Raw genomic sequence first — 22,808 nt, 5'->3', positions numbered from 1 at the left:
CAAACGCTCTCAGCGAACAGCATGACGCCCTCCACCGGAGCATGACCGGGGACATCGACCGGGGGCTGTATCGTGTGTAGTCGTGAATCGTCGAACAAGCACTGTGCTGGCCGGGGCGCTCCCCGTGGTCGCGCTGACCTTCCTCGCCATGGCCGACCACGTCCCCGGGACAGGGATCGACCTGACGGTGCCCTACGCCGCCGAGGGGCCGGGCCCGACCTTCGACACGCTCGGTGAATACCGGGGAGAGAACGTCGTGGACATCACCGGGGCGGAGCTCGATGACACCGAGGGGAACCTCAACATGACCACCGTCGAGGTCCGTACCGGGATGACGCTCGCGCAGGCGGTACGACGGTGGCTGTCAGAGGACACCCTCGTCCCCATCGACCATTTCATCCGCCCCGGGGAAACCATCGAGGAAGTGTCCGAACGGAACGAGGTCCTGTTCACCTCGTCCGAATCCGCCGCCACCGTCGCGGCCATGAACTACCTCGATCGACCGGTCGAGGTCAGGGTCGCCGGTGTCGCGGAGGGCTCCGCGGCGGACGGTGAACTACGGGACGGGGACATCATCCGCGCCGTCGACGGCACGGCGGTGACGATGCCGGTCGAGGTCCAGGAAGCCGTGCGCGCGAAGAAACCCGGCGACCGGATCCGGTTGGAGATCGGCGGGGAAGACGGGGACCGGTCCCTCGACGTCACCCTCGGAAACCACGACGACCATCCTGACGTGCCGCTGCTCGGTGTCCTCATGGAGGCCGCACCCGCCGACGGCGTGAGCGTCAGCTACAACCTGGAGGACATCGGTGGCCCGAGCGCGGGAATGATGTTCAGTCTCGCCGTGGTGGACAAACTCAGTGACGGGCCCCTGAACGGTGGCCGTTTCGTCGCAGGCACCGGAACGATCGACGCCGCCGGAGACGTCGGCCCCATCGGTGGAATCGCGCACAAGGTCCGTGCCGCACGCGACGCCGGAGCGGAGGTGTTCCTCGCCCCGAGCGAGAACTGCGCCGAGGCCGTGAGCCGTGACCACGGGGAGATGGCCGTGCTGAAGGTGGACACGCTCACCGAGGCGATCGACCAGATGGCCGCCTACGACAGTCACCCCGGGACCGCCGTCACCTGCGAGGACTACCTCTCGAACTAGTCGGACACCCGGTCGGACGGCGCGTCGGACGACCCCGTGGGGGTGGTGGCCCCCGTCGACCCGTCCCCGGTCGTCGCATCGGTGGACGATGATGTCCCCTGCTGTGACGACCGCGTCGTCTGTGTCGTCTGTGAGGTCGTCACCGACGGGGACGACGATGAGCGGGGTGTGGAGACAGGGGAGGAGCCGCCGCTCAGCGGCTGCCTGGATGACGTGGCGGTGTTCCGTGCGAGACCCAGCTCCACGATCCGCTCCCGGGGGTCCTGTTCGTCGGTCGAGACCATCTGCTGCAGGACCACACCGTTGGCGTTGTCGACGACCGTGATGATCGCGACGGTCCCCACCGTGGACCACCCGACGATGACGTCACCGTCATCCTGCACGATCCGCGCACTGCGCAGTTCGGTCAGCAGCTGGGTGGTGGACGCGGCCTTCGCCTCGTTGGCGAAGAACTGGAACTGGCCGACCTCCTCACCCGAGCACGCCGAGGAATCCGCGACCCCGTTGGGCATGCAGGAATCGAACTTCTCGAACAGTGACCGCGGTGCCAGGGTCCCGAAACGCTCGTACGCGTCCTGCACGCTCCGCGGCAGCCGGGGACTCTTTCCCCCGGATGCGGACGTCGGGGAGGAACCGGGAGAGGTGGAGTCCGCACCGGCCACCGTGGTCGGGGTCTCCGGTGACGTCGACGTGTCACCCGTCACGGACGTCGCCCCGGCGTCGTCCCCGCCGCCGGGTGCGTCAGCTGAACCGCAGCCGGCGAGAACCACGCTCACGGTCAGCACGGCCGCGATCCGGGACAGACGGGAGGAGCGGGGGAAGAGGTTGTCGGGCACCGGAATCAGTCAGCTCCTCATTGATGGCGGATGGTACGCGCCGGGTGGGATCCATCGGCCGTCAGTCGACGGCCGGCTGTTCAAGAGTGTAATGAAGTGCGGCGATGACACCGGGAGCGACACCGGGACCACCGCGCAGACTGATCTCGTCCTCCGCGAAGGGGCCCGCCTGGGCGAGTTCCTCCTCCGTGGGGCGCAGCTGCAGCAGCGTCAGTTCCTCACCGCCGCGCAGTACACCGGAGAAGAGGCGCGCCGGCCTCGCCTCGATCGGGATGTCCCGACCGTCGGAGACCTCGTCGGGGTCGGTTCCGGCGGTGTCGCGGAAGAGGATCTCCTGGGCGAGGATGACCCCGGTGACCTGCTCCGGCCACGCCAGACGGGAGATGAAGTCACCGAGTTCATCGGAGCCTCCCTCGATGTGCGGTGGCAGATCATCCTGCTGGACCAGTGTCAGCGGGGATTCGCCCTCGATGAGGTCCGCTGCACCGGTGGCGTCGACGAGCAGCGACGTCTCGACGAGGGCGAAGAGGACGGGTGGGGAATCCCAGCCTGCGGCATGGACATGATCGACGGCCTCCATCATGGCCCGGTTGAGGGCCTGCTGGGTGCGGGGGGACTCCGGAGTTGCTGACATGGAGGTGGGGGCTCCCGTTTGTCTCGGATGCGGAAAAAGAAAGTACTGTTGGATTCTATCCGTCACGTGCACGTTAATTAAAGGAGTTGGCTTGTCTAGCGGCCTTAGCCCCCAGAAGCCGTTCAAACGACCACCCAGGGCGATCAGCGGAATCATCTTCCTCGTCGCCCTCATCATCTTCGCGGGACCGATACTCGTCGGCTACTACACCGACTGGCTGTGGTTCTCCGAGGTGGACTTCCGGGGTGTGTTCACCCGGGTCCTGATCACCCGGGTCGTCCTGTTCCTGGTGTTCGCCGCCGTCGCGGCGGTCATCGTCTGGCTCGCCGGGTTCCTGGCGTTCAGGTACCGCCCGGATGACACGGCGGGATCGCTCAACCTGGATCCGGACAACCCGATCCGTGCGTACCGCGCCGCGATCGAGCAGTCGCTCAGGCGTGTCCTCCTCGGCGTCCCGATCTTCGTCGGAATCCTCGCCGGGCTCGTCGGACAGGCCAACTGGACCACCGTGTCCCTGTTCCTCAACGGCTCCGACTTCGGGGTCACCGATCCCCAGTTCCACCGGGACTACGGCTTCTACGCCTTCACTCTCCCCCTGCTGAGACTGGTCATCGGTTCCCTCTCCTCACTTCTCGTCGTCGCCTTCCTCGTCGCCCTCGTCGGGCACTACCTGCTCGGTGGCATCCGGCTGGGATCGAACGGCTTCTCCGAGAAGGGGGGCATGTCCAACCCCGCCCGCATCCAGCTCGCGGTCACCGCGGGACTGTGGATGCTGCTGCGCGTCGCCAGTTACTGGCTGGACCGGTACGACCTGCTGAGCGCACACCACAGCGGGGCGCAGGGGAGTTCCTTCTACGGCGGTTCCTACACGGACATCAACGCCGTCCTGCCCGCGAAGATCCTCCTCATGGTCATCGCGGTCGTCGTCGCGGTGGCGTTCTTCTCCGCGGTGGTCCTCCGGGACCTCCGGATCCCCGCTCTGGCCACGGGGCTCATGGTCCTGTCCGCCGTGGTGATCGGAACGGCCTGGCCCCTGGCCGTCGAACAGTTCTCCGTCGCCCCCAACCGCGCGGAGAAGGAATCCAAGTACATCGCCCGCAACATCGAGGCGACCCGCTACGCCTACGGTGTCACGGATGACGAGGTCACCTACATAACCAACTGGGGTGCGGACGGGGCGTCCGAGGAATCCGTCGCCGATGATGTCGCGACACTGTCGAACATCCGGCTGCTCGACCCGCAGATCCTCTCCGACACGTTCACCCAGCAACAGCAGCTGAAGAACTTCTACGGTTTCCCCGACAAGCTCAACATCGACCGCTACACCGTCGACGGTGAACTGCGCGACTACGTCGTCGCCGCCCGTGAGATCGACCCCAACGCCCTGCGCGACAACCAGCGGGACTGGATCAACCGGCACACCGTCTACACCCACGGCAACGGCCTCGTGGCCGCACCCGCCAACCAGGTCGACGAGGTCGCCCGCGACGTCGGATCCACCCGTGGCGGTTACCCCGTCTACACCGTGAGTGACCTGCAGACCCTCCAGCGCCGCGCGGAGAACGAGGAGGCCGAGAAACTCGGCATCGAGGTCGACGAACCCCGCGTGTACTTCGGCCCCGTCATCGCCTCCGGCCCCGCCAACAGCGACTACGCCATCGTCGGCGGCACCCTCGACGGCAAGGCCCTCGAATACGACACCGACGGGTCGAGCTACACCTACACCGGATCCGGTGGCGTCTCCATCGGAAACATCATCAACCGGACGGCCTTCGCCCTGCGCTACCAGGAGATCAACATGCTCCTGAGTGACCGGATCGACTCCGACACGAAGATCCTGTTCGAACGTGATCCCCGCTCCCGCGTGGAGAAGGTCGCCCCCTGGCTGACCACCGACTCCACCACGTACCCCACCGTCATCGACGGGAGGATCAAGTGGATCGTCGACGGCTACACCACCCTCGACAACCTTCCCTACGCCCAGCGGACCACGTTGACCGAGGTCACCCGGGACTCCCTGAACGCCAGCGGCACGAACCAGCGTCTGCTCAGCGACCAGGTCGGCTACATCCGCAACTCCGTGAAGGCCGTCGTCGACGCCTACGACGGATCCGTGGAGCTCTACGAGTTCGACGAATCCGACCCCGTGCTCAAGGCATGGGAGGGTGTGTTCCCCGGGACGGTGAAGCCGAAGGATGAGATCTCCGACGACCTGCGCGAACACCTCCGCTACCCGGAGGACCTGTTCAAGGTCCAGCGCGAGATCATCGCCAAGTACCACGTCGATGACGCGCGCGTCTTCTTCACCTCCGACGACTTCTGGTCCGTGCCCAGCGACCCGAACGCATCGAAGGGTGTCGAAGGGGTCAACCAGCCCCCGTACTACGTCGTCGCGGCGGACCCCGAGTCCCGCGAGGCCGGTTTCCAGCTGATCACCCCGTTCCGTGGCCTGGAGCGCCAGTTCCTCGCCGCGCACATGTCCGTCTCCTCCGACCCGGACAACTTCGGCAGGATCACCGTCCGCGTCCTGCCCACCCAGACCCAGACGCTCGGCCCGGCGCAGGCGCAGGACACGATGATGTCCTCCGACCAGGTGGCCCGCGACCGGTCACTGTGGGAGGGCACGAACGACATCAAGAACGGTAACCTCCTGACCCTGCCGGTCGGCGGGGGAGAGATCCTCTACGTCGAACCGATCTACACCCAGCGCAAGGACCAGGACTCCGCCTTCCCGAAGCTGCTGCGCGTGCTCGTCAACTACAACGGTCAGGTCGGCTACGCCCCGACCATCGCCGAGGCGCTGAGCCAGGTCGGCATCGACCCCCGGTCCGCCGCAGACGTCGAGGAAGCCACGGACCTGCCGGACAGCGCCGAGGAGACGCCCGCCGGTGGTGAGTCCGGTGGTGGTGGGGAAGCCACGCCGCCGACCCCCGCAGGCGTTCCGGCGGCGGACCTCAACGAGGCCATGGACCGCGTCTCCGAGGCTCTCAAGGGGCTGGACGACGCCAAGAACGCGTCCCACGAGCAGTACGGCCGGGCCCTCGACCGGCTCGACCGTGCGGTCGCCGAGTACCAGCGGCTGCAGAACGGCGCCGGCGACACGGACACCCCCGCGGCCGACTCCACCGACGCCTGACGGCTGAGAGAAGCGGCGGACCCGGCTGACCGTGTTCGCCGCTTCTCTCATTTTCGCAGTTCACCGCCCCGATTGGACGTTCACCGAGAAGCTATGTAAAGTAACTCAACGTTGCCAGGGAGCAGACGAAAGGAAGTTTCCAGGCACGGTGTCAGTACGTAGCACCCGACGCGGGGTGGAGCAGCTCGGTAGCTCGCTGGGCTCATAACCCAGAGGTCGTAGGTTCAAATCCTGCCCCCGCTACCACGTACGGAAAACCCCCTCTCCTTCGGGAGAGGGGGTTTTCTCGTTTTCAACCCTCCGAAAGCCGGACATGTGCAATCTCTGCCCCAGGCCGGTGGTAGATGAAGTTTTACGGTCACCGACAGAGGGGGGACAGTGCGATCCCCGGTACCCGGACCGCTGCTCGGGGTCGTCCCGGTCCTCGGGCTGGACCCACAACACTGACCCGCACCCCGACAGTGCAACCCACCTCACACCGGTCCCGCAGGCTCGGCCGCCGCGCGAACCGGTGCCGAACAGGAGGCGGGCGACAACGAGGCCGGGGTTACCGGTGGGCGGTTCAGGATCGTGAAGTCCGTGTACCCGTGGCGTTTTGTGGCGTGGATGTTTCCTCGCCCGACCCGGAACGGCAGTGGTCGGCCACCGTCGGTGGTCGTGTACACCCGTTCGGTTGCGCTGCTTCGGGATCCGGATCCGGCACTGCCGTGGTGTGTCCGCACCGGGGTGGTGCGGTGGTGGTGCAGCCCGTGCCGGGAAAGAAGCGGGAACTCGCTTGCCCCGGAAAGCAGCTGAGGCTAACCTTCGGCCTATGACGCAGACGTGCGCCCCCGATACCGATGACACCGCAGCCACCCCCGACACGGAGTGTTCCCCACCACCCGGAACGTCCGTCGGGGCACTGATCGGGAAGCAGAAGCCCCGTCTGATCGCCAGCGGGGTGCTCTCCGTGCTCGGGGCGTTCGCCGGACTCGTGCCCTACGTCGTCATCTACTTCCTCGCCCGGGATCTTCTCGTCGGCGAGCAGCAGACCGGTCGCATCCCCTTCCTCGTGGCCGTCGCGGCGACCGGGGTGGCGGGCAAGGCCCTGCTGCGCATGGCGGCGAACAATGTCGCACACATCGCCGCCTACCGGGCGCTCGCCGACATCCGCCTCGCGCTGGCGGAGAGACTGGCCCGGATGCCGCTCGCCCGAGCCCAGGCGCGCAGCAGCGGCGAGGTGAAGAAGGTGTTCCAGGACGACGTCGAACAGCTGGAACTCGGGCTCTCCCACGCGATCCCCGACATCGCGGCATCGGTGACGGTCCCGGTCACCACGCTGATCATCATGTTCGTCATCGACTGGCGCATGGCCCTCGCCGCCCTCGTCGTCGTCCTCGGCATCGTCGGATGCGTCGCTCTCGCCGTGACCGCGTCGAAGGACCTGATGGAGCGGGAATCCGACGTGAAGAAGCGGCTCAACGTCGAGGCGGTCTCCTTCGTCCGGGGTATCCGGGTGATCCGGGGTTTCGTCGGTTCGACGTTCCTCTTCGACGGCATCCGGGACGCGATCGTCGCCAGTGAGGACATCGAGCTGGTCAAGACCGAGCGCGGCCGGGTGGGCGCAGCGGGTGCCGCCACACTCGTCGCGATCAGCATCATCGTCATCCTGCCGCTCGGCCTGTGGCTGTACCACTCGGGTTCGCTGGAGCCACAGGACTTCGTGTTCTTCATCCTCGTCGGCGTCGGTTTCGCCCAACCGCTGATGTCACTGACACTGTCGGCGGCTGTCCTCCAGTACCAGATCGAGGCGGGGCTGAAGAACATCTCCGGGTTCCTCGGGGAACCCGACCTGCCGGTGCCACCGACCCCCGCCACCCGGGACGGCTCGCGCATCGAACTCCGTGGTGCACGCGTCACCTACGGGGACACGGACGTCGTCAGGGACATCGATCTCGTCATCGAACCCGGTGAACGGGTCGCTGTGGTCGGCGGGTCCGGGGCGGGGAAATCAACCCTGCTCCGTCTCATCGCCCGGTTCATCGACGTCAGCGCCGGAAAGGTCACGTTCGGTGGAACCGACGTCCGCGAGCTGGACCCCGCGGAACTCTCCGGGGCGGTCGCCTTCGTCCAACAGGACGACTACATCTTCAACGACACCGTCCTGGAGAACATCCGCCTCGCCCGCCCGGACGCCACCGACGAGGAGGTGCGTTCGGCCGGCCGGCGGGCACGGGTCACCGAGTTCATCGACGAACTGGACCGGGGATGGGACACCGTGCTCGGCTCCGGCGGGTCGGGTCTCTCCGGGGGACAGCGGCAGCGGATCTCCATCGCCCGCGCACTGCTGGCCGACTCCCCGGTGGTGATGCTCGACGAGGTCACCGCATCACTCGACGCCACCAACGAGCGGTCGGTCGTGGCGGCGCTGGCGGAACTGCAGCAGGGCCGCACCGTCATCACCGTCGCCCACCGGCTCGGATCCCTGACCGGCTACGACCGTATCCTCGTCATGGACGACGGTCGCATCGTCGCCGACGGAGAACACGAGGAGCTGTCCGAGACCTCCGACACGTACCGTCGTCTCTGGCGGGACTTCGTCGCCGTGGACAACTGGGGGATGGAGTCCGGCGACGGGCGCCCGGCCGCCGCCCCGTCGCCCGCACCGGTCGCCTCCGCCGCGGAACCCGCCCCCGACGGCGGATTCGCCGACCACACCCCACCTGTCCGCAACCTGACCGGTCTCGGCCCCGTCGGTCAGTGGTTCGCGATGCTCGGAACCCACCGGGGACAACTGTGGCGGGTGGGATTCTGGCGCCTGCTGCTCGAGGGATTCTTCACCTCGGCGCCGATGGTCGTCGTCTTCTTCAGCCTGCTGGCGGTGCTCGACGACACACTGACCACCCGGGACGTCTACCTGTTGTCCGGCGGACTCCTGCTCATCTTCCTCACCCGGTTGACCGTCGGAATCGGCGTGGCGAAGCACTGGTGGCCGGTCGCGTTCAGGGCCATCTCGGATCTCCGCCGCTCGGTGCTCCGTCGGCTGACCCGGGCACCGCTCGGGGTGTTCGACCGGATGGACGCGGGCCGCACCACGACACTCCTCGTCTCCGAACTCGCCCTCGTCGACTTCATCAACCTCCCCGCGAAACTCATCATCGCGGTGGTCCAGCCCGTCCTCATCACCGTCGTCCTGTTCTCCCTGGACTGGCGGCTCGCGGCCGCGGCACTCATCGGAGTCCCGTTCTTCCTGCTCACCCTGAAGGTGACCGACCGGGCGCACGAGGCCACCTTCACCGATGTCACCGCCGCCAGGAGGGAGGCCAACTCCGCGCTCCTCGAGTTCTGCCGCGGCACCGCGGTCCTCCGCGCCTTCCCCGACGCCCCGCAGGCGCAGGTCTACCGCACCCGGGTGGAGGCCCTGCGCCGCGCCAGCGTCCGCATGGCGGTGCGCACGAGCCCCATGACCACACTCGGCACCATCGTCCTGGAGGCCGGATTCGTCGCGATGCTGTGGCTCGGAGCCACCCTGTTCACCGGCGGTTCGGTCAGCGCGACGACCCTCCTGCTGTTCCTCATCCTGGCACTCAACATGTACCGGCCCTTCCAGGAACTGCTCGAACTCTCCGCCTACCGGCACCAGCAGGAACGCATCGCCCGGAGCCTCGCCGAGGTCTGGGACACCGGGGAACTGCCGGAACCGGAGAACCCCCGCACACCCGCAGACTCCACCGTCGAGATAGACGGCGTCACCTTCGGCTACGACGACCGGGACATCCTCCACGACGTGTCGTTCACCGCCGGATCCGGGACGGTCACCGCCGTCATCGGGCCGTCAGGTGCAGGAAAGTCCACCGTGGTCAACCTCGTCGCGCGGTTCTTCGACCCCGGCAGCGGGGCGATCCGGATCGGCGGCGTCGATCTGCGGGACATGGACGCCGCGACGCGCCGGGAGACCATCTCCACCGTCTACCAGGACGTCTACCTCTTCCCGGTCTCCATCCGGGACAACCTCACCATCGGTTCCCCCGGGACCACCGACGAGAAGGTGTGGGAGGCACTCGCGCAGGCGGAGGCGGGTGACTTCGTCGCCGCTCTGCCCGACGGACTGGACACGGTACTGACCGACGGCGGCACGAACCTCTCCGGAGGGCAGCGTCAACGACTGTCCATAGCGCGGGCCCTGCTCAAGGACGCACCGGTGCTGCTCCTCGACGAGGCGGTCGCCGCCGTCGACCCGGGGACCGAACGACGCATCCAGGCCGCGGTGAACAGGCTGATCCACGGCAGGACCGTGCTCGTCATAGCCCATCGGCTGAACACGATCCGCAACGTCGACCAGATCGTCGTCCTCGCCGACGGCCGGGTCGACGGCGTCGGGACACACGACGAGATCATCGCGACGAGCCCCGTCTACCGGGAACTGCTCGGCCTCCCGGAACAACCGACGAACACACGAGGAGTGGCAGAATGACCGTGACCGGCAGTGAAACCGCCCCGCCCGAGGACACGCGTCCCCCGGTGCGCGGCCGGAAGTTCCACATGGCGCTGATAGCCTCGCTGTACAGCACCCAGAACCTCAGCCTCGCCATGTTCGCCTACGCGTTCCTGACCATCGCCCAGGCCGGCGGGGTACCTCTCACCAGGATCGGTGGGGCCAGTGGGCTGGCGACCCTCCTCGTCCTGAAGTTCCTGTGGGCACCCGTCGTGGACAGGTTCGGTTCCAGCCGATTCGGGCACTACCGGAGCTGGCTCATGGCGATGCAGATCACCCTGGTCGCCGGCTGCACGCTGTTGAGCTTCATCGACCCCGTCGGACAGTTCTCCGTGGCGCTCGTCGTGTTCGGGTTCCTGTTCATCGTGGCGGGCACCCAGGACATCGCGGCCGATGCGACGGCGACCCGCCTCCTGTCCGCCGGTGATCGCGGACTGGGCAACGGGTTCCAGTCGGCGGGAAGCGCGTTCTCCCAGGTCGTCGGTGGTGGGCTCGTCCTCGTCATCTACGACACCGTCGGATGGCAGGCCGCCGCACTCAGCATCGCCTTCTGGAGTGCGGTCCCGCTTCCGTTCGTCCTCCTGTGGCGGGAACGGCAGAGCACCGCCGAGCTCCCCGAACCCGGCGTGAACGGAAACGTGATCCGTACCTTCTTCGCGGACCGGGCCCGGCGGCGGTGGGCACTGGTCCACATGCCGCTCTACTTCGCCGGGGTCGCCGTGGCGTACAACCAGGTGCGCCCCATCCTCGTCGCCGCCGACTGGTCGGCCACCCGCATCGGGATCCTCTTCGTGATCTGTGGAAGCCTGTTCGGGATCGTCGCCGGGATAGGCGCCGGAATCCTCACCCGGAAATGGTCACGCCACCACGCGGTACGGGCACTCGGGTTGATCCAGGCGACGACGACCCTCGGGGTGGTCCTTCTCGCATCGGGAATGACCGGCACGTGGGCCGCGACCCTCATCATCGGGATCCTCTACGGAGGCGTGGCCGCCACGATGACCGTGGTGTACACCGTGGCGATGGACCTCACCCGCTACGAATCTGCGGGAACCGACTTCACCGTGTTCAGCACCCTCGCGGCGCTCGTGATGGTCATCTCGGCGGGAGGCGGCATGGCGCTGTCCGGCCTGATCGGTTTCCTGCCCGTCTCCGTGATCGCCGTCGTCCTCGCCTTCACCGGAGTCGGTGCGGTCATCCGGGGCTGCGGTCCGGTGCTGGAATCGGCCGCCGTCAGACAACCCGGAGCGAACTGAACGCCCCGTCGGCGAGGACCGGGACGACAGCGGAGGCGTCGAGGTCCGCGGCGACGGTGACATCCTCCGCGAAACCCATGGCGGTGAGTTCGCGACCGCCGACGCAGTCGGCCAGAAGTGAGGCGAGATACTCCTGCGACCCGGCGAACAGACCGGCCGCCGCGAGTGCCTCCGGGCTGCACACCCCGATGTGGCGTGGCGTGACCAGCGCACCGAGGATCGCCCCGGCACCGAGATGATCCTCCAGCGCCGGCCGCAGGGACCCGTCCCCGCGCCACCGTTCCCCGGCTGCGATGACCGCGACACTCCGTCCCGCATCCACCTGCCGCGCCGCCCACCGGCCGACCGCCGTGGCGTTCCGCAGACAGCCGGCGACGACCTCGGCGCCGTGTTCCGCCAGGATCGCCGAGATCGTCGAACCGTTGGGGGAGGGGAGCACGATCCGCGGGACCCGGGTGGCGGTGAGCAGCCCGGCCGGGGACAGTGAGATCCCCCGGACACCCGGCGCCGTTCCGGCCTCGAGTCGACCGACCGCGAGCGTCGCACCACGGTCCGCGGCGAACTCCTCAGCCCGGTCATCCCTCCACCGGCAGGGGTACACGGCCATTCCCCGCTCCGCGGCGACCGTCACGGACGTCGAGAAGCTCAGCACGTCCACGATGATGTTCACGTCCGCGGCACACCTCCGCGCACCCTCCGGACCCCAGTCCATCCGGATCGCGTAGTCGGTCTGCCCGAAATAGTCACTCATGGGATCAAGCGTATCGGTCCCGCTTGACCGGCCGTCCCCGTGCCCGGCGAAGTGAGATGCTGACCGGATGCCGTTTCGCCTCACACGGTTCGGGTTGTGGGTGCGGGGAGGGGTGTGGGGTCGGGTTGATCTCCGGTACCACCTGGGGTGGGGGCGTCAGCACTGATCGTCGGGTTTGGGACTGTCGCACCGACTCCAAATGATAATACCTAATTGGTTAACTGAAAGTTCTTAAGTCTGATATATATGGCTGATTTTTCGCCGTATGGACATTTTCTGTACTCTGACCCTATTCAGGTTTGCTATAGGGTGGAAGATGAGATTTTCATGAATGAAAAATATAATTTCAATGAGAGGTTGCGGTGTCTGGGTGCACTGTTGGGCACCCTTCTGCTCATGGTGACCACCGTTCTACTCGGGGGAGTGCCGAACGCCGTTGCCGCGGAGGGGGACGGAGACAGGGTGAAGGTCTCCGGTGCCACCATAAGATTCGGTTCGGCCGGAACCGTGAAGACGGCCCAGTCCCTCACCTGGCCCGTGTCCGTGAACTGCAATTCGGGTGAATCCTGTGACGGTCTGCGCATCCAGTTGTCTCTTCCGCAGATCCCCGAAGGGGCGGTTCTCGAGGACAGCAGCAACGGTCTCATCCGTCTGGAAAGGGCGGACACGCCGAACCCCGTCATCGTCTTCGACCAACTCGCGCGGGGAAGCGCCTACGCCTTCGACCTGAGATACGCGGCGACCAAGGATCCCGTGTGGGTCCCCGGGGACTATTCCATGGGGTTCACCGCGAAACTCGGTGCGGACGAAGCATCGGGAGTGGCACCCGCCCACGTGGAGGGTGCACCTTTAACCGGGTTCAAAAAGCGTGTCATAGGTTCCCCGACCGTGCTCCCCGGCCAGGTCCTCCTTTTCGAGTTCGATTACGAGCGTCGGGTCCAGACCGGTACGACGGGACTCACCGGAACCATCGTCGACACCCTGCCGGAAGGCCTCGAGTTCGTCCGGCTCGTCAACACCGTCTGCGAGAATGGTGAATCCGTGTGCGGTGGCCGAATCAGCGCCTCCCACATCAGCACTTCCCCGAATTCCGTCTCCGTCGACGTGGACCGGAAACTCGATGCAGCGGTTTCCGGGGGGCAGATGAGAGCGACCGTGAGGTATGAGGCCCGTGTCGCGGACACCGCGACGACCGGCACACAACTCACCAACTCCGTCGGTTTCTCCGGGACGGATCTACGCACCCTCGACGGCCGTCCCGCGACCGTCGACGGAGTCCGGATCGGCGGCCCGGCTGCCGTCACCGTCACTGTCGTCGAAGATGAAGGACAGGGGGGAATCACCAAGACACTCGAGACCGCCCCGGCGCCGGGTTACTTCAACACGGGACAGACGATCACGTGGCTGCTCCAGGCCGAAACCGGAGCCCCCGGTGCGAACGTGGTCGTCACCGACACCCTCCGTCCCCAGTCCTGCAGGAACTGGGAGGGGACGACCAGGTCCTGCCGGAACGGTGGTCCAGCCACGAGCTACACCGAGTCATTCGAGACGATCCAGTACATTGTTCTCGATCCGGTCTTCGACGGACGTGACCCGGGCAACGCACGGATGGTGCAACCGAAGGTGAATGTCACCTACATCGATGACAAGGGTGGCGAGGTACTCCTCAGATCGATCAGCGGCGACAGTGAAGACAAGCGGTATGTCCCGGTCCCGGAGGGAATGAACGCCAAGAGCGTACGCATCGACTACCCGGAGCTCCCCGGGCCGAACACCGTGAACATTCGCGTGGTCACAAAGCTTGACACCGGTAGTGCCCCGGTGGGAGAGAAGGCGGGTGAATACTGGGACACCGCGAATGACGCCGTGATCAGAATCAACGGCACAGAACGTGGGAGATCCTCCGCCACGGCACCGATCGGTGCCGTCAAAGCCCGCCCCAGGCTCACCCTGACCACCAAACCGTCGGCCTTCAACCAGAGCACCTCCGTCAACCTGAGGATCGGTGACGACGGCCAGGCCGGACAGCCTTTTGAGCCCCTGGTTCTCCTGTCATTCCCGCCCGGCGTCGAGTGGCATCCCGAGAAGTTGGAAACCGAGGACAGCCGCTGTTCCATAGACCTCGACAAGATCGAGGCGACATCCGTGAAAACCCCGAACGGAGGAACGCTCTGGAAGCTGACCTGGCCGGCGGAGAAGAACAACGGGGAGGAGCAGTGGATGACAACGTCATTCACGCAGTGCACCTTCAGTGCCCCCATGAAGCGGACCGACGCTCCGGCTGGTGTCTACAACAATGGTGACCACACGGCCCAGAACTCCGGCGTCATCGGCTGGATCGGTACGGTGAATCCCGATGTGCGGGTCGACAGGAACGAGAGCACCGCACCGTACTGCGCATTCGAGGACTCCGACACCTGTGATCCGAATGTCCCGAGATTCGGCAGAAAGCAGGCGTCGTTCACGATTGGCGGATTCTCCGAGCAGGTCCTCGACAAGTACGCCCTCGGTGACCTGCCCGGAGAATCCCGCACGACGTACCGTGCGGGATCGCAGCCCGCGGGATTCCCCACCACATCGAACTCAGAGGACCAGGTGACCTTCGAGATCGACTACGGTTCCGGAGGCACCATTCCACTCGCCAGCGCAGTGCTCTACGACCTGCTGCCCGCGAACGGGCAGAACCCACCGGACGTCACGGATATCGGTGGTGAGGCCGACGGCCTTGAGGAGGGACGCAACAACAGCATGGCTCCGGTACTCAACGGTCCCGTGCAGCTCCCCGACATCGAGGTCTACGACAAGCAGACCAAGAAGTTCATCACCAGGCCCATGCAGGCCACGGTGCTCTACTCGGAGCACGGCAATCCGTGCCGCCCGGAGATGTCCGGCGCGGGCGCCGCATTCCCGACCCCGGAATGCTCGACCTTCAACTCCAAGAATCAGTGGAAGACCGCGGAGGAACTGAGGGCGGCCAACAGCGAAAGTCCCTTCTCAGCTGTCCGCGCTCTCCGGATCGACATCAAGGACGATCTGACAAAGACGTACACCATCCGCTACACGATGGACCTTCCCGCAAAGAACAATGATGGGGAGCCCCTCACACCCACGGACCTCGCGGTGAACAGGGTGGCCTCCCGGGCCGTTGACGCCAAACAGAATGATCTGGGAATTCTCGGCCCCAGTTTCGCCCGAGTGCAGTATGTGGCGTTGCCGAGCATCTCGGGGACGATCTTCGACGATTCCGACGCTGACGGACACTTCGACGGCGAGGACAACGATGGTCCCGTGCTCAATGAGACGGTCACCATCGAGCTGCTCGACGACAACGACGTCCCCGTCAAGGAGACGACCACAACAGATGGCACCTACCGGTTCAATGATGTGACGCCGGGAACCTACCGGGTTCGTTTCACCGCACCCGACGGTTTTGTCCTGTCACCACAGGTGAACACCACCGGTGAGGACATCGGGCAGGCGGGTGTCGCCGATGCGGGATCCGAAGCCGGCAATCCGACCGCCACCGCGGTGACCCCCCAGTTCACGGTGAAACGCATCGGGGACATCGAGAATGTCGATGCCGGTGTGCATCCGGCGGGAACCGTGTCCGCCAACTTCGGGGCGACACTGACCGGCAGCTACCGGAACACCTACAACTGGACGGTCGAAAAGGAGACCTCCACCGCACAACTCCGGGCGGAAACCGGTGAAACCGTCAATCCCGAATTCACCGTACGGCTTCGTGCGGACGGGAGTGTCCTGACTCCCACGGAAACCGAGTTCACCGGAACCGTCACTCTCACCAACACCTCGATCCGAGAAGAAGAGGTGGGACTGGAATTGACCGGGGGGCACCGTGATACGTGCACCCTGGGCGAAACAACGGTGACTGTGCCCGAATCCCAGGGAGAGGACCCCGGGATCAGGACCGTCGAGGTCACCTGCACCGGAGAGAGCATCGATGCACTCACCGACGGAAAGACGACTGAAGTCGGTATCAGGGAAGGCCTGGAACAGCTGGATCTCGGACTTCGCGTCACCACACGCCGATCGGCCGCCGCCGATGTGGCGCTCGATCCGCTCAAAACAGAGACCAGGCACGACGAGAGCCGGGACATCAACCCGACCGCGACCGTGAAGGACGTCCTCACCGCGGCCGGGGAAGAAGAACCCGTCGCCACGACGGAGGAACTCGGCGGAACGTTCAGTTACGACGAAGTCAGAGCGCAACCCGATCACACGGTCGCAGAATCCTACACAGCTGAGCTCGTCGCTCCGACCGAACCCGGGACCTGCGCAACCTACACGAACACCGCGACCATCTTCGAGGGGGTCGCCGAACACGAGATGTCCGCCGCCGCCGATGTCGAGGTCTGCTCAGGACAGCCCGCAGAAGCGTCGGTGGGTGTGTCGGCATCGTTTGACCGCGTGTACGGATGGAACCTGGAGAAGCGGACCGTGTCCACGGAACTCCGTGACCCGGATGAAACGGGGGCACGTCAGCCCGTTCTCACCTACGAACTGGAAACCTCGGCGACCGAACCGGAACAGAGTGACACCGTCTATGAGGGACAGCTCGAGGTGCGAAACACCAATGACGTCGATTCGGGCTTCAACCCACGCAAGGTGAAGGTCGGTGTCAGTTCCGAGAAGTTCGGTTCCTGTGACGTCGACCCCCTCGAGCGGACCATCCCCTCAGGACAGACAGAGTCCTTCAACTTCACCTGCCCGGTTCCGGAAGGCTACACCGGTGACCTGAAGGACAAGTTGAATTGGAACGTCACACGCCCCGACGGGCGAATGATCACCGAAGGCTCGCTCGACGTTCAAGGTGAGGAACACAGTTTCAACCGGGATGTCACGGTCGTCGACGAGATCACGGGCAACACCTTCGACTACACCTGGGAAAAGGGAAAGAACGTCGTCGAGACGGTCGTCTGGAACGACCATCCCGCGATCGCGGCCGGTGCCTGTGAAGCTCTGACGAATACGGTGCACCTGCGTTCCGCCGGAAGTGACGTCGATCTCTCGGAGAAGTCCGTGACGGATGAACTGTGCAACACCGAACTCACCGTCAAGGAATTCATCGGAGCACCGATCGATTCCACGGACGGCTCAGGTGACGGGCAGAACACCGATCAGGCAGTCAAGGTCACGCCCTCCGCCGAGGACGGAAGCGTTCCAGTCACCGTCACCGTGAACTCCAACGGTGCGCCGGTCACGGGCATCGTGCTCACAGACCGGACGATCGACTTCGGAGACATACCCGCCGGAGACAACCGTTCCGAGCTCGCCGACACCGCGACCTTCACCGTGACCGGCGAAGGGGACCTCTACAACTCCGGGGACCCCTTCGAGGTACGGCGCGGAGACGACAACCGGTTCGTCATGCCCGACGATCTGGTTCTGCTCCCCGGACAAACTCTCACCGGAGAACTGACCCGTACCGGTGTCGGTGCGGTCAGCGCCACGGAGATCACCGTCACGGGTACCCCGGTCGACGGCACCGGCGACGATGGGGTTCTGACAGCCAGCGATCCGTTGTTCATGACGACCACTCCGACCATGCGGGTGGAGAAGTTCACAGGAGACTGGGATGAGATCCGCCCCGGTGCAGATGCCCCGGCCGGAGACGCGGACGATCCGGATGCGCCGGCCACCTGGCAGGCGGAAGGCCCCTACGAGATCACCGTCGCCGTGATCAACACCGGTGGAGAATCCCTCGGTGCGATCACCCTCGATGACGTCGCGGAAAACGACAGAATCGATGAGGCGAGGTGCGCGATCTCTCCCGACGGTGTCATGCCTGATTTCGGTACGGCAAACCTCACCTGGGTGCGTACCGAGAACAACGGTCAGGTCAGGGACGGGGACCGGCCGGTGGTCATTCCTGCGGGAGAGGCACTGGTCTGCCGTGCCGAGATCACTCCGGACACCACCGGAATTCTCGACGCCGAACATCTGCACTCCGACACCGTGACAGTCACCGCCACCGGAGCTGAATCCGGACAGACTGTGACCGCAGAGGATTCCTTCCATGCCGTGATCAAACGACAGAGTGCACCGGAGCTCGACACCCGGATCTTCATCGGGGAGGCCACCGGTGAGACGGACGGCGTCGGCGACGGACAGAGTGCCGACACCGCAGTGGAGATCCCCAACGACGGATCAACGACCGCGACCGTCACCGTGACGAACAACGGCACGGCGCCCCTGGGGGCCGTGCGGATCACCGTCTCCGGGACTGAGGGGAACACGCTTGAACTCGAGGGCGGCACCTACAGGATCGACGGCGAGATCCGTACGGTTCCCTCCGGTGAGGGAATGATCCTCCGCCTCACCGAGAACGGGAACGTCGTTCTCAGTGACCGTTCCGAACTGCCCGCGATCCAACTGCAGCCGGGTCAGACAGTCACCGTCGAGGAGATTCCGATCCCCGTCCTTCCGGCCGAGACCGTGAATGAGTTCACGGTTGAGGTGAAGGGAACAGACGCTGTCACAGGGGAAGAAATCACCGCATCTGATCCGTTGTTTGTCCGTACGCCTGCGGCGGTGGTTGACCCGACGACGAGTGGGTCGCCGACGACGAGTGCGGAGCCGACGAGCAGTGGGTCGCCGACGTCGAGTGCGGAGCCGACGAGCAGTGGGTCTCCGACGTCGAGTGCGGAGCCGACGAGTAGTGGGTCTCCGACGTCGAGTGCGGAGCCGACGAGTAGTGGGTCTCCGACGTCGAGTGCGGAGCCGACGAGCAGTGGGGCGCCGACGTCGAGTGCGGAGCCGAGCACGGGCAGTACCTCGACTACATCGACAACTCAAACTCCGGTCCCGGGGACCGGAAGTTCAGGCGGTCTCGGAATCGTGTCCGCTCTCATCCCGTTCATCGGATCGGGATCCGCGCAGGGGAACGCCGGGCAGTCGATCGAATCCGGATCTTCGGGGGCGAGCGCTCACGGCTCTCCGATTGTCGAAGGTGAAGGTCAGTCTCCCGGTGGACAGACAACTGAGGCGGCTGGTGGCGAGGAGAGCCAGTCCCAGGGACAGGACCGAGATGAATCCCTGGCTCGAACCGGGGCTAATGTTCTCGGGCTTGTGCTCGCGGGGATACTGGCTGTTCTCCTCGGCGGAATCCTTCTGATGGGAATGAAGCGTCGGATGTAGCAGTGACCATGTGAGAGAGTCAGGGGGAGGCGTTCCCCATCTGTTCAGACAACAGGTGGAGGACGCCTCCCTCCGCGTATCACGTCGCCGTACGGATCACGTGACTGCCACGAGGAACGAACTTTCGGTCGGATGACTCCCCGATTGCGGCGGAGAGCCCGCGACGCCCGCTCACTTTGCGGGCCGGGGTTCCACAGGGTGTATTTCCCGTGACGGAAATTCGACATGAGGGTTCAAAACTGAAGTGTGATCCGTCTTGTTCGCGCGCTCAGACGTGGAAGCGAACTGGTTCACAACAAGGGGAAACACCATTCGCCCGCACGGCGACTGTCCACCAGTAGCCAACGGTTTCCTCATGGTCCGGCTACGTCGCATTCTGTCGATGTGATCCAAATTCTGTCGCGTCGCATGATCACAGGGGAGTGGGTTGCGGTCCATTCCCCGCTTTCATCTGGTGTCCCGACCGCTCAGATCATCCATACTGGTACCTGCAGTGCGGCGGTCTTCGGAGATACTTGTGTTCCCATCCGTTTCGGACGTGGCACCCGGAGGTGGTGGCGCCGGTCGTCCACTGCTAATCGATCAGTTCGTATGCGCCCGAGGGGCCCGGACCACGTTTTTTCGGAAACCGACGTCGGTAAATCCGTGTGGAAGGTAACGGGATTCGCCAGCGACACGTTTCGGTCGGGATGGGATCCATCCGAATGGAAGGAAGATGCAGGCTCCAGGGGGGGCTTGAGTGGAGGTTGATGCTGTCTGTCCGGATTCGGTCATATGTTTCGGAGATCCAGAGCACGCGGCAGGGAGGTTGGTTGTGAGGCGGTACAGGACCCCGGAGAATCACACGGGACAAAACCACAAAAGCGATCCGGAGATGGCGTTCATCTTCCGGATCGCTTCCTGGGTTGACGATCAGGTGCGGGGAGTGGGGTCAGTTGACCCGTCTCTCCGTGGACACGGACCTGGTTCGGCGGGTGAACAGGCCGGTGTCCGACGCCGGTTTCGTCTTGACGCACCACGCGATGATCGCGATGCCGAGAAGGGTGGAGAGCACGGAGCCCTCCAGACCGAACTCCCCGCCGTTGAGCAGTTCACTGCCGCTCGGTGCCGAGGACAGGACGGAGCCCGGCAGTGCGTTGCCCGAAACGTGCGAGCCGTAGAGCATCGAGAGCACGAAGTTCCACCCACTGTGCCAACCGGCGACGAACCAGGCGTTACCCGTGCGCCAGTACATCGTGCCGAAGACGACGCCGTAGAGCACCAGGTTCACCATGCCGAAGACGGTCAGGTTCGGGTTGTTGATGTGGATGAAGGCGAACAGGATCGACGACAGGCCGATGGCTCCCGCCACGGTGATCCGTGCCGCGTAGGCGGGGATGATGAAGAAACGGAAGAGCAGTTCCTCGAAGAAACCCTGGAACGCGAAGAAAACGGCCGCGAGCAGCAGCACCCACAGTTCGCTCGCCTTCAGGGTGAAGGAGACGTCGAGAGCCCCGAAGATGACGTTGAGCAGATACACGACGGTCACGGCGGCGAAACCGAAACCGGCGCCGGTGAGCCAGGTGCCGAAGCGGTTCTCCCGGACCATGCCGAGATCGGGCAACGTCAACCGGAACAGTTTCGTGAGCAGCAGAACACACAGGAGAACGGCCACGATGCGTCCGATGGTCGACCCGATGCTGATCGGTGAGGCCGGAGTCAGGGATGCGAGACCACCGAAGAGCTCACCGATGATCGCCACGAGAATGTCACCGCAGTTCAGAAGTACCAGGGCGAGGATCGTGGTAACGATGACGCAGATGACGACGTTGCGGTTGCGCCACGGGGCCACGCGCTCGTCGAAATCCGCCGCAGGAACAGGCAGCTTCGTGGTGTTCGGCGCCGCATGGCGTCCCGAACCGGAGGAATGTGGTTCTGTTGTCGGTGACATGGGAAGGTCCGTTCTCTGTGGAAAAGGGCCGCAGTCAGATCCTGCCGCACCCCATCGGGATGCATGGTGTGTGGGACCTGACCGCCGGATACGGGCATCACTGTTGGTGGCCCCGTGGGGCAAGATGTCAGCGTTACATCCCACGCTACACATTCGGACCGGAAATAAACCGGTTCCATTCAGGACCGCCATCGGGGACCTGAATGAAAGTCGCAGCTTATTACGAGTGGAACACGTATCCATTCGGGGAGTTTGGGCCTGAAAAGTGAGGAGAATCTCTCGCCCGAGGCGAGTGGAACAGGGATCGTGAGGTTCGCCTCCTCAGGGCTGGGATTGCGGAGGGTGCGCCGCCCGTCACGAAACCGGGGCCCGGATCCGCGAGAGTGGCCCCGCAGGTCCGGTTTTTCGCGGTCCGTCAGCGCAGTGAATCGGTGATTCTCACGGTCTCCACCGCGACTCGGGTGACCTTGGCGATCAGATCCACGATGTAGCGCGGATTGGCGACCTCATCGCACCAGTCGTTCGGATCGTTCACGATGCCGGAGGCCTTGTCCTTCTTCACCTGGTAGCGGTCGATGATCCACCCGAGCGCGGAGCGGGAACCGAGGAGATAGCGCTCCGCCTCCTCCGAGATACCCGAGACGGTGACCTTCGGGCTGTAGATGATCGTGGTCGTGTCGTTGACGTTCTTGCCCGTCTCGGGATCCTTCTTCTTCGCCCACTTCATCTTGGTCACCCGCCACGTCTCCCGGTCGTCGGGATCAGCGGACTTCTTCACCTGCACATTTACCGGATAGGGATCGACGTCCTCGTAGTTGACGTGCAGATCCATCAACGTCCGACCGGCCTCAGTGAGCTGATCGAAGCGTTCGCGTGGCGACGGCGTCGGCGGAAGCTCCGGAAACCTACGAGGCGGGTGGACTACGACGCGTGAGATCGATGTCGCCGCTTTCGGGGGGGCGGCGACAGGGGCGCCTGGTGGCCCAGACCCCTTGACGCACCCGATGAAAGATGGTGTGCTGCCAGCAAAATACCGTCCACCCGGGATTCGAGGAGCTGTCCATGACCGTCAGACGTTCGCCGCTCGCCGGTGTCGGAGCTGTCCTGCGGGGAGAGTTGGGGGTGTTGTCGGCCTGCGCTGTGTGGGCCGGTGTCGTCGTCCTCCTTCTTTCCGCGACCGTGCTCGGTGGTCCGGTGCTCTTCGTGGCACCGGTGGTCCTCATCGTGTTGGCGGTGCGGGCTGCGTGGAGGGGTGCCGGTGTCCTGGCGTGGACGGCGGTCGCCTCGACCGGGGTGTTCCTCGCGGCGCTGGGTTATCTGGCGGCGGCGTTCTCCGTGGGGATCGATGCCGCGGATGCGGGCCTGTCCGTCCCGCGGTGGACCGATCATGTCGTCGCCGGTCTCATCGTGGTGGCCGTGTCCCTGGTTGTCGCGGTCGGCTTCTTCTCCACGGCGTGGGCGCGGGCGGCGGACTGAGTGCGGG

At 65.1% G+C, this 22,808-nt stretch carries 11 protein-coding genes and 1 tRNA gene; 7 read left to right on the top strand and 5 right to left on the bottom strand.

Annotated features, from left to right (window positions below; all coding sequences use genetic code 11):
• Window positions 1-82 precede the first annotated feature (82 nt).
• Window positions 83-1,150, top strand: coding sequence for a YlbL family protein (locus tag JIM94_RS00190; protein WP_200254064.1), 1,068 nt, complete (start codon window positions 83-85; stop codon window positions 1,148-1,150).
• Here JIM94_RS00190 and JIM94_RS00185 read toward each other — a convergent pair.
• Entirely contained in the window at window positions 1,147-1,986 is an 840-nt protein-coding gene (locus JIM94_RS00185) for a hypothetical protein (protein WP_200254062.1), read from the bottom strand. The genes JIM94_RS00190 and JIM94_RS00185 overlap by 4 nt on opposite strands.
• A gap of 61 nt (window positions 1,987-2,047) precedes the next feature.
• Complete coding sequence (locus JIM94_RS00180) at window positions 2,048-2,620, bottom strand: PPA1309 family protein (protein WP_200254060.1); 573 nt, start codon at window positions 2,618-2,620, stop codon at window positions 2,048-2,050.
• 91 nt (window positions 2,621-2,711) lie between these two features.
• On the opposite strand from JIM94_RS00180, the gene JIM94_RS00175 reads away from it, so the two are divergent.
• The 4 genes from JIM94_RS00175 (at window position 2,712) to JIM94_RS00160 (ending at window position 11,486) form a co-directional block, all read left to right on the top strand.
• A complete protein-coding gene (locus JIM94_RS00175; protein WP_200254058.1) occupies window positions 2,712-5,756 on the top strand; it encodes a UPF0182 family protein in 3,045 nt (1,014 codons plus the stop codon).
• Between the two features lie 169 nt (window positions 5,757-5,925).
• A tRNA-Met gene (locus JIM94_RS00170) sits at window positions 5,926-6,002 on the top strand.
• A gap of 565 nt (window positions 6,003-6,567) precedes the next feature.
• Window positions 6,568-10,209, top strand: coding sequence for an ABC transporter ATP-binding protein (locus JIM94_RS00165; RefSeq protein ID WP_200254055.1), 3,642 nt, complete (start codon window positions 6,568-6,570; stop codon window positions 10,207-10,209).
• Between the two features lie 2 nt (window positions 10,210-10,211).
• The gene (locus JIM94_RS00160) at window positions 10,212-11,486 is read left to right on the top strand and encodes an MFS transporter (protein ID WP_200254053.1); all 1,275 of its coding nucleotides are present in this window, start codon (window positions 10,212-10,214) and stop codon (window positions 11,484-11,486) included.
• On the opposite strand, the gene JIM94_RS00155 is transcribed toward JIM94_RS00160, so the two are convergent.
• A complete protein-coding gene (locus tag JIM94_RS00155) occupies window positions 11,464-12,237 on the bottom strand; it encodes a 2-phosphosulfolactate phosphatase (protein ID WP_200254051.1) in 774 nt (257 codons plus the stop codon). The two genes, JIM94_RS00160 and JIM94_RS00155, sit on opposite strands and share 23 nt — an antisense overlap.
• 327 nt (window positions 12,238-12,564) lie before the next feature.
• On the opposite strand from JIM94_RS00155, the gene JIM94_RS00150 reads away from it, so the two are divergent.
• Complete coding sequence (locus JIM94_RS00150; RefSeq protein WP_200254049.1) at window positions 12,565-19,395, top strand: SdrD B-like domain-containing protein; 6,831 nt, start codon at window positions 12,565-12,567, stop codon at window positions 19,393-19,395.
• 931 nt (window positions 19,396-20,326) lie between these two features.
• Here JIM94_RS00150 and JIM94_RS00145 read toward each other — a convergent pair.
• Both JIM94_RS00145 and JIM94_RS00140 read right to left on the bottom strand, forming a co-directional pair.
• Window positions 20,327-21,325, bottom strand: coding sequence for a CPBP family intramembrane glutamic endopeptidase (locus JIM94_RS00145; RefSeq protein ID WP_200254047.1), 999 nt, complete (start codon window positions 21,323-21,325; stop codon window positions 20,327-20,329).
• Between the two features lie 415 nt (window positions 21,326-21,740).
• Window positions 21,741-22,331 (bottom strand): type ISP restriction/modification enzyme, encoded by a 591-nt coding sequence (locus JIM94_RS00140; RefSeq protein ID WP_336296534.1) that lies wholly within the window; start codon window positions 22,329-22,331, stop codon window positions 21,741-21,743.
• 56 nt (window positions 22,332-22,387) lie between these two features.
• Here JIM94_RS00140 and JIM94_RS00135 point away from each other — a divergent pair, with 56 nt between their 5' ends.
• Complete coding sequence (locus JIM94_RS00135) at window positions 22,388-22,801, top strand: hypothetical protein (protein WP_200254045.1); 414 nt, start codon at window positions 22,388-22,390, stop codon at window positions 22,799-22,801.
• Window positions 22,802-22,808: the final 7 nt, after the last annotated feature.

Source organism: Corynebacterium pygosceleis (assembly GCF_016595275.2).
In the GTDB taxonomy this organism is placed as follows: Bacteria; Actinomycetota; Actinomycetes; order Mycobacteriales; family Mycobacteriaceae; genus Corynebacterium; species Corynebacterium pygosceleis.
Note: the sequence above shows the minus strand (reverse complement) of the source record. Positions and strands in the feature narration are given on the sequence as shown.

Excerpts from the sequence above, each read along its gene's own strand:
- JIM94_RS00180 (WP_200254060.1), bottom strand. The coding sequence starts at position 2,620 with ATGTCAGCAACTCCGGAGTCCCCCCGCACCCAGCAGGCCCTCAACCGG.
- JIM94_RS00165 (WP_200254055.1), top strand. The coding sequence starts at position 6,568 with ATGACGCAGACGTGCGCCCCCGATACCGATGACACCGCAGCCACCCCC.
- JIM94_RS00155 (WP_200254051.1), bottom strand. The coding sequence starts at position 12,237 with ATGAGTGACTATTTCGGGCAGACCGACTACGCGATCCGGATGGACTGG.
- JIM94_RS00150 (WP_200254049.1), top strand. The coding sequence starts at position 12,565 with ATGAATGAAAAATATAATTTCAATGAGAGGTTGCGGTGTCTGGGTGCA.
- JIM94_RS00145 (WP_200254047.1), bottom strand. The coding sequence starts at position 21,325 with ATGTCACCGACAACAGAACCACATTCCTCCGGTTCGGGACGCCATGCG.
- JIM94_RS00135 (WP_200254045.1), top strand. The coding sequence starts at position 22,388 with ATGACCGTCAGACGTTCGCCGCTCGCCGGTGTCGGAGCTGTCCTGCGG.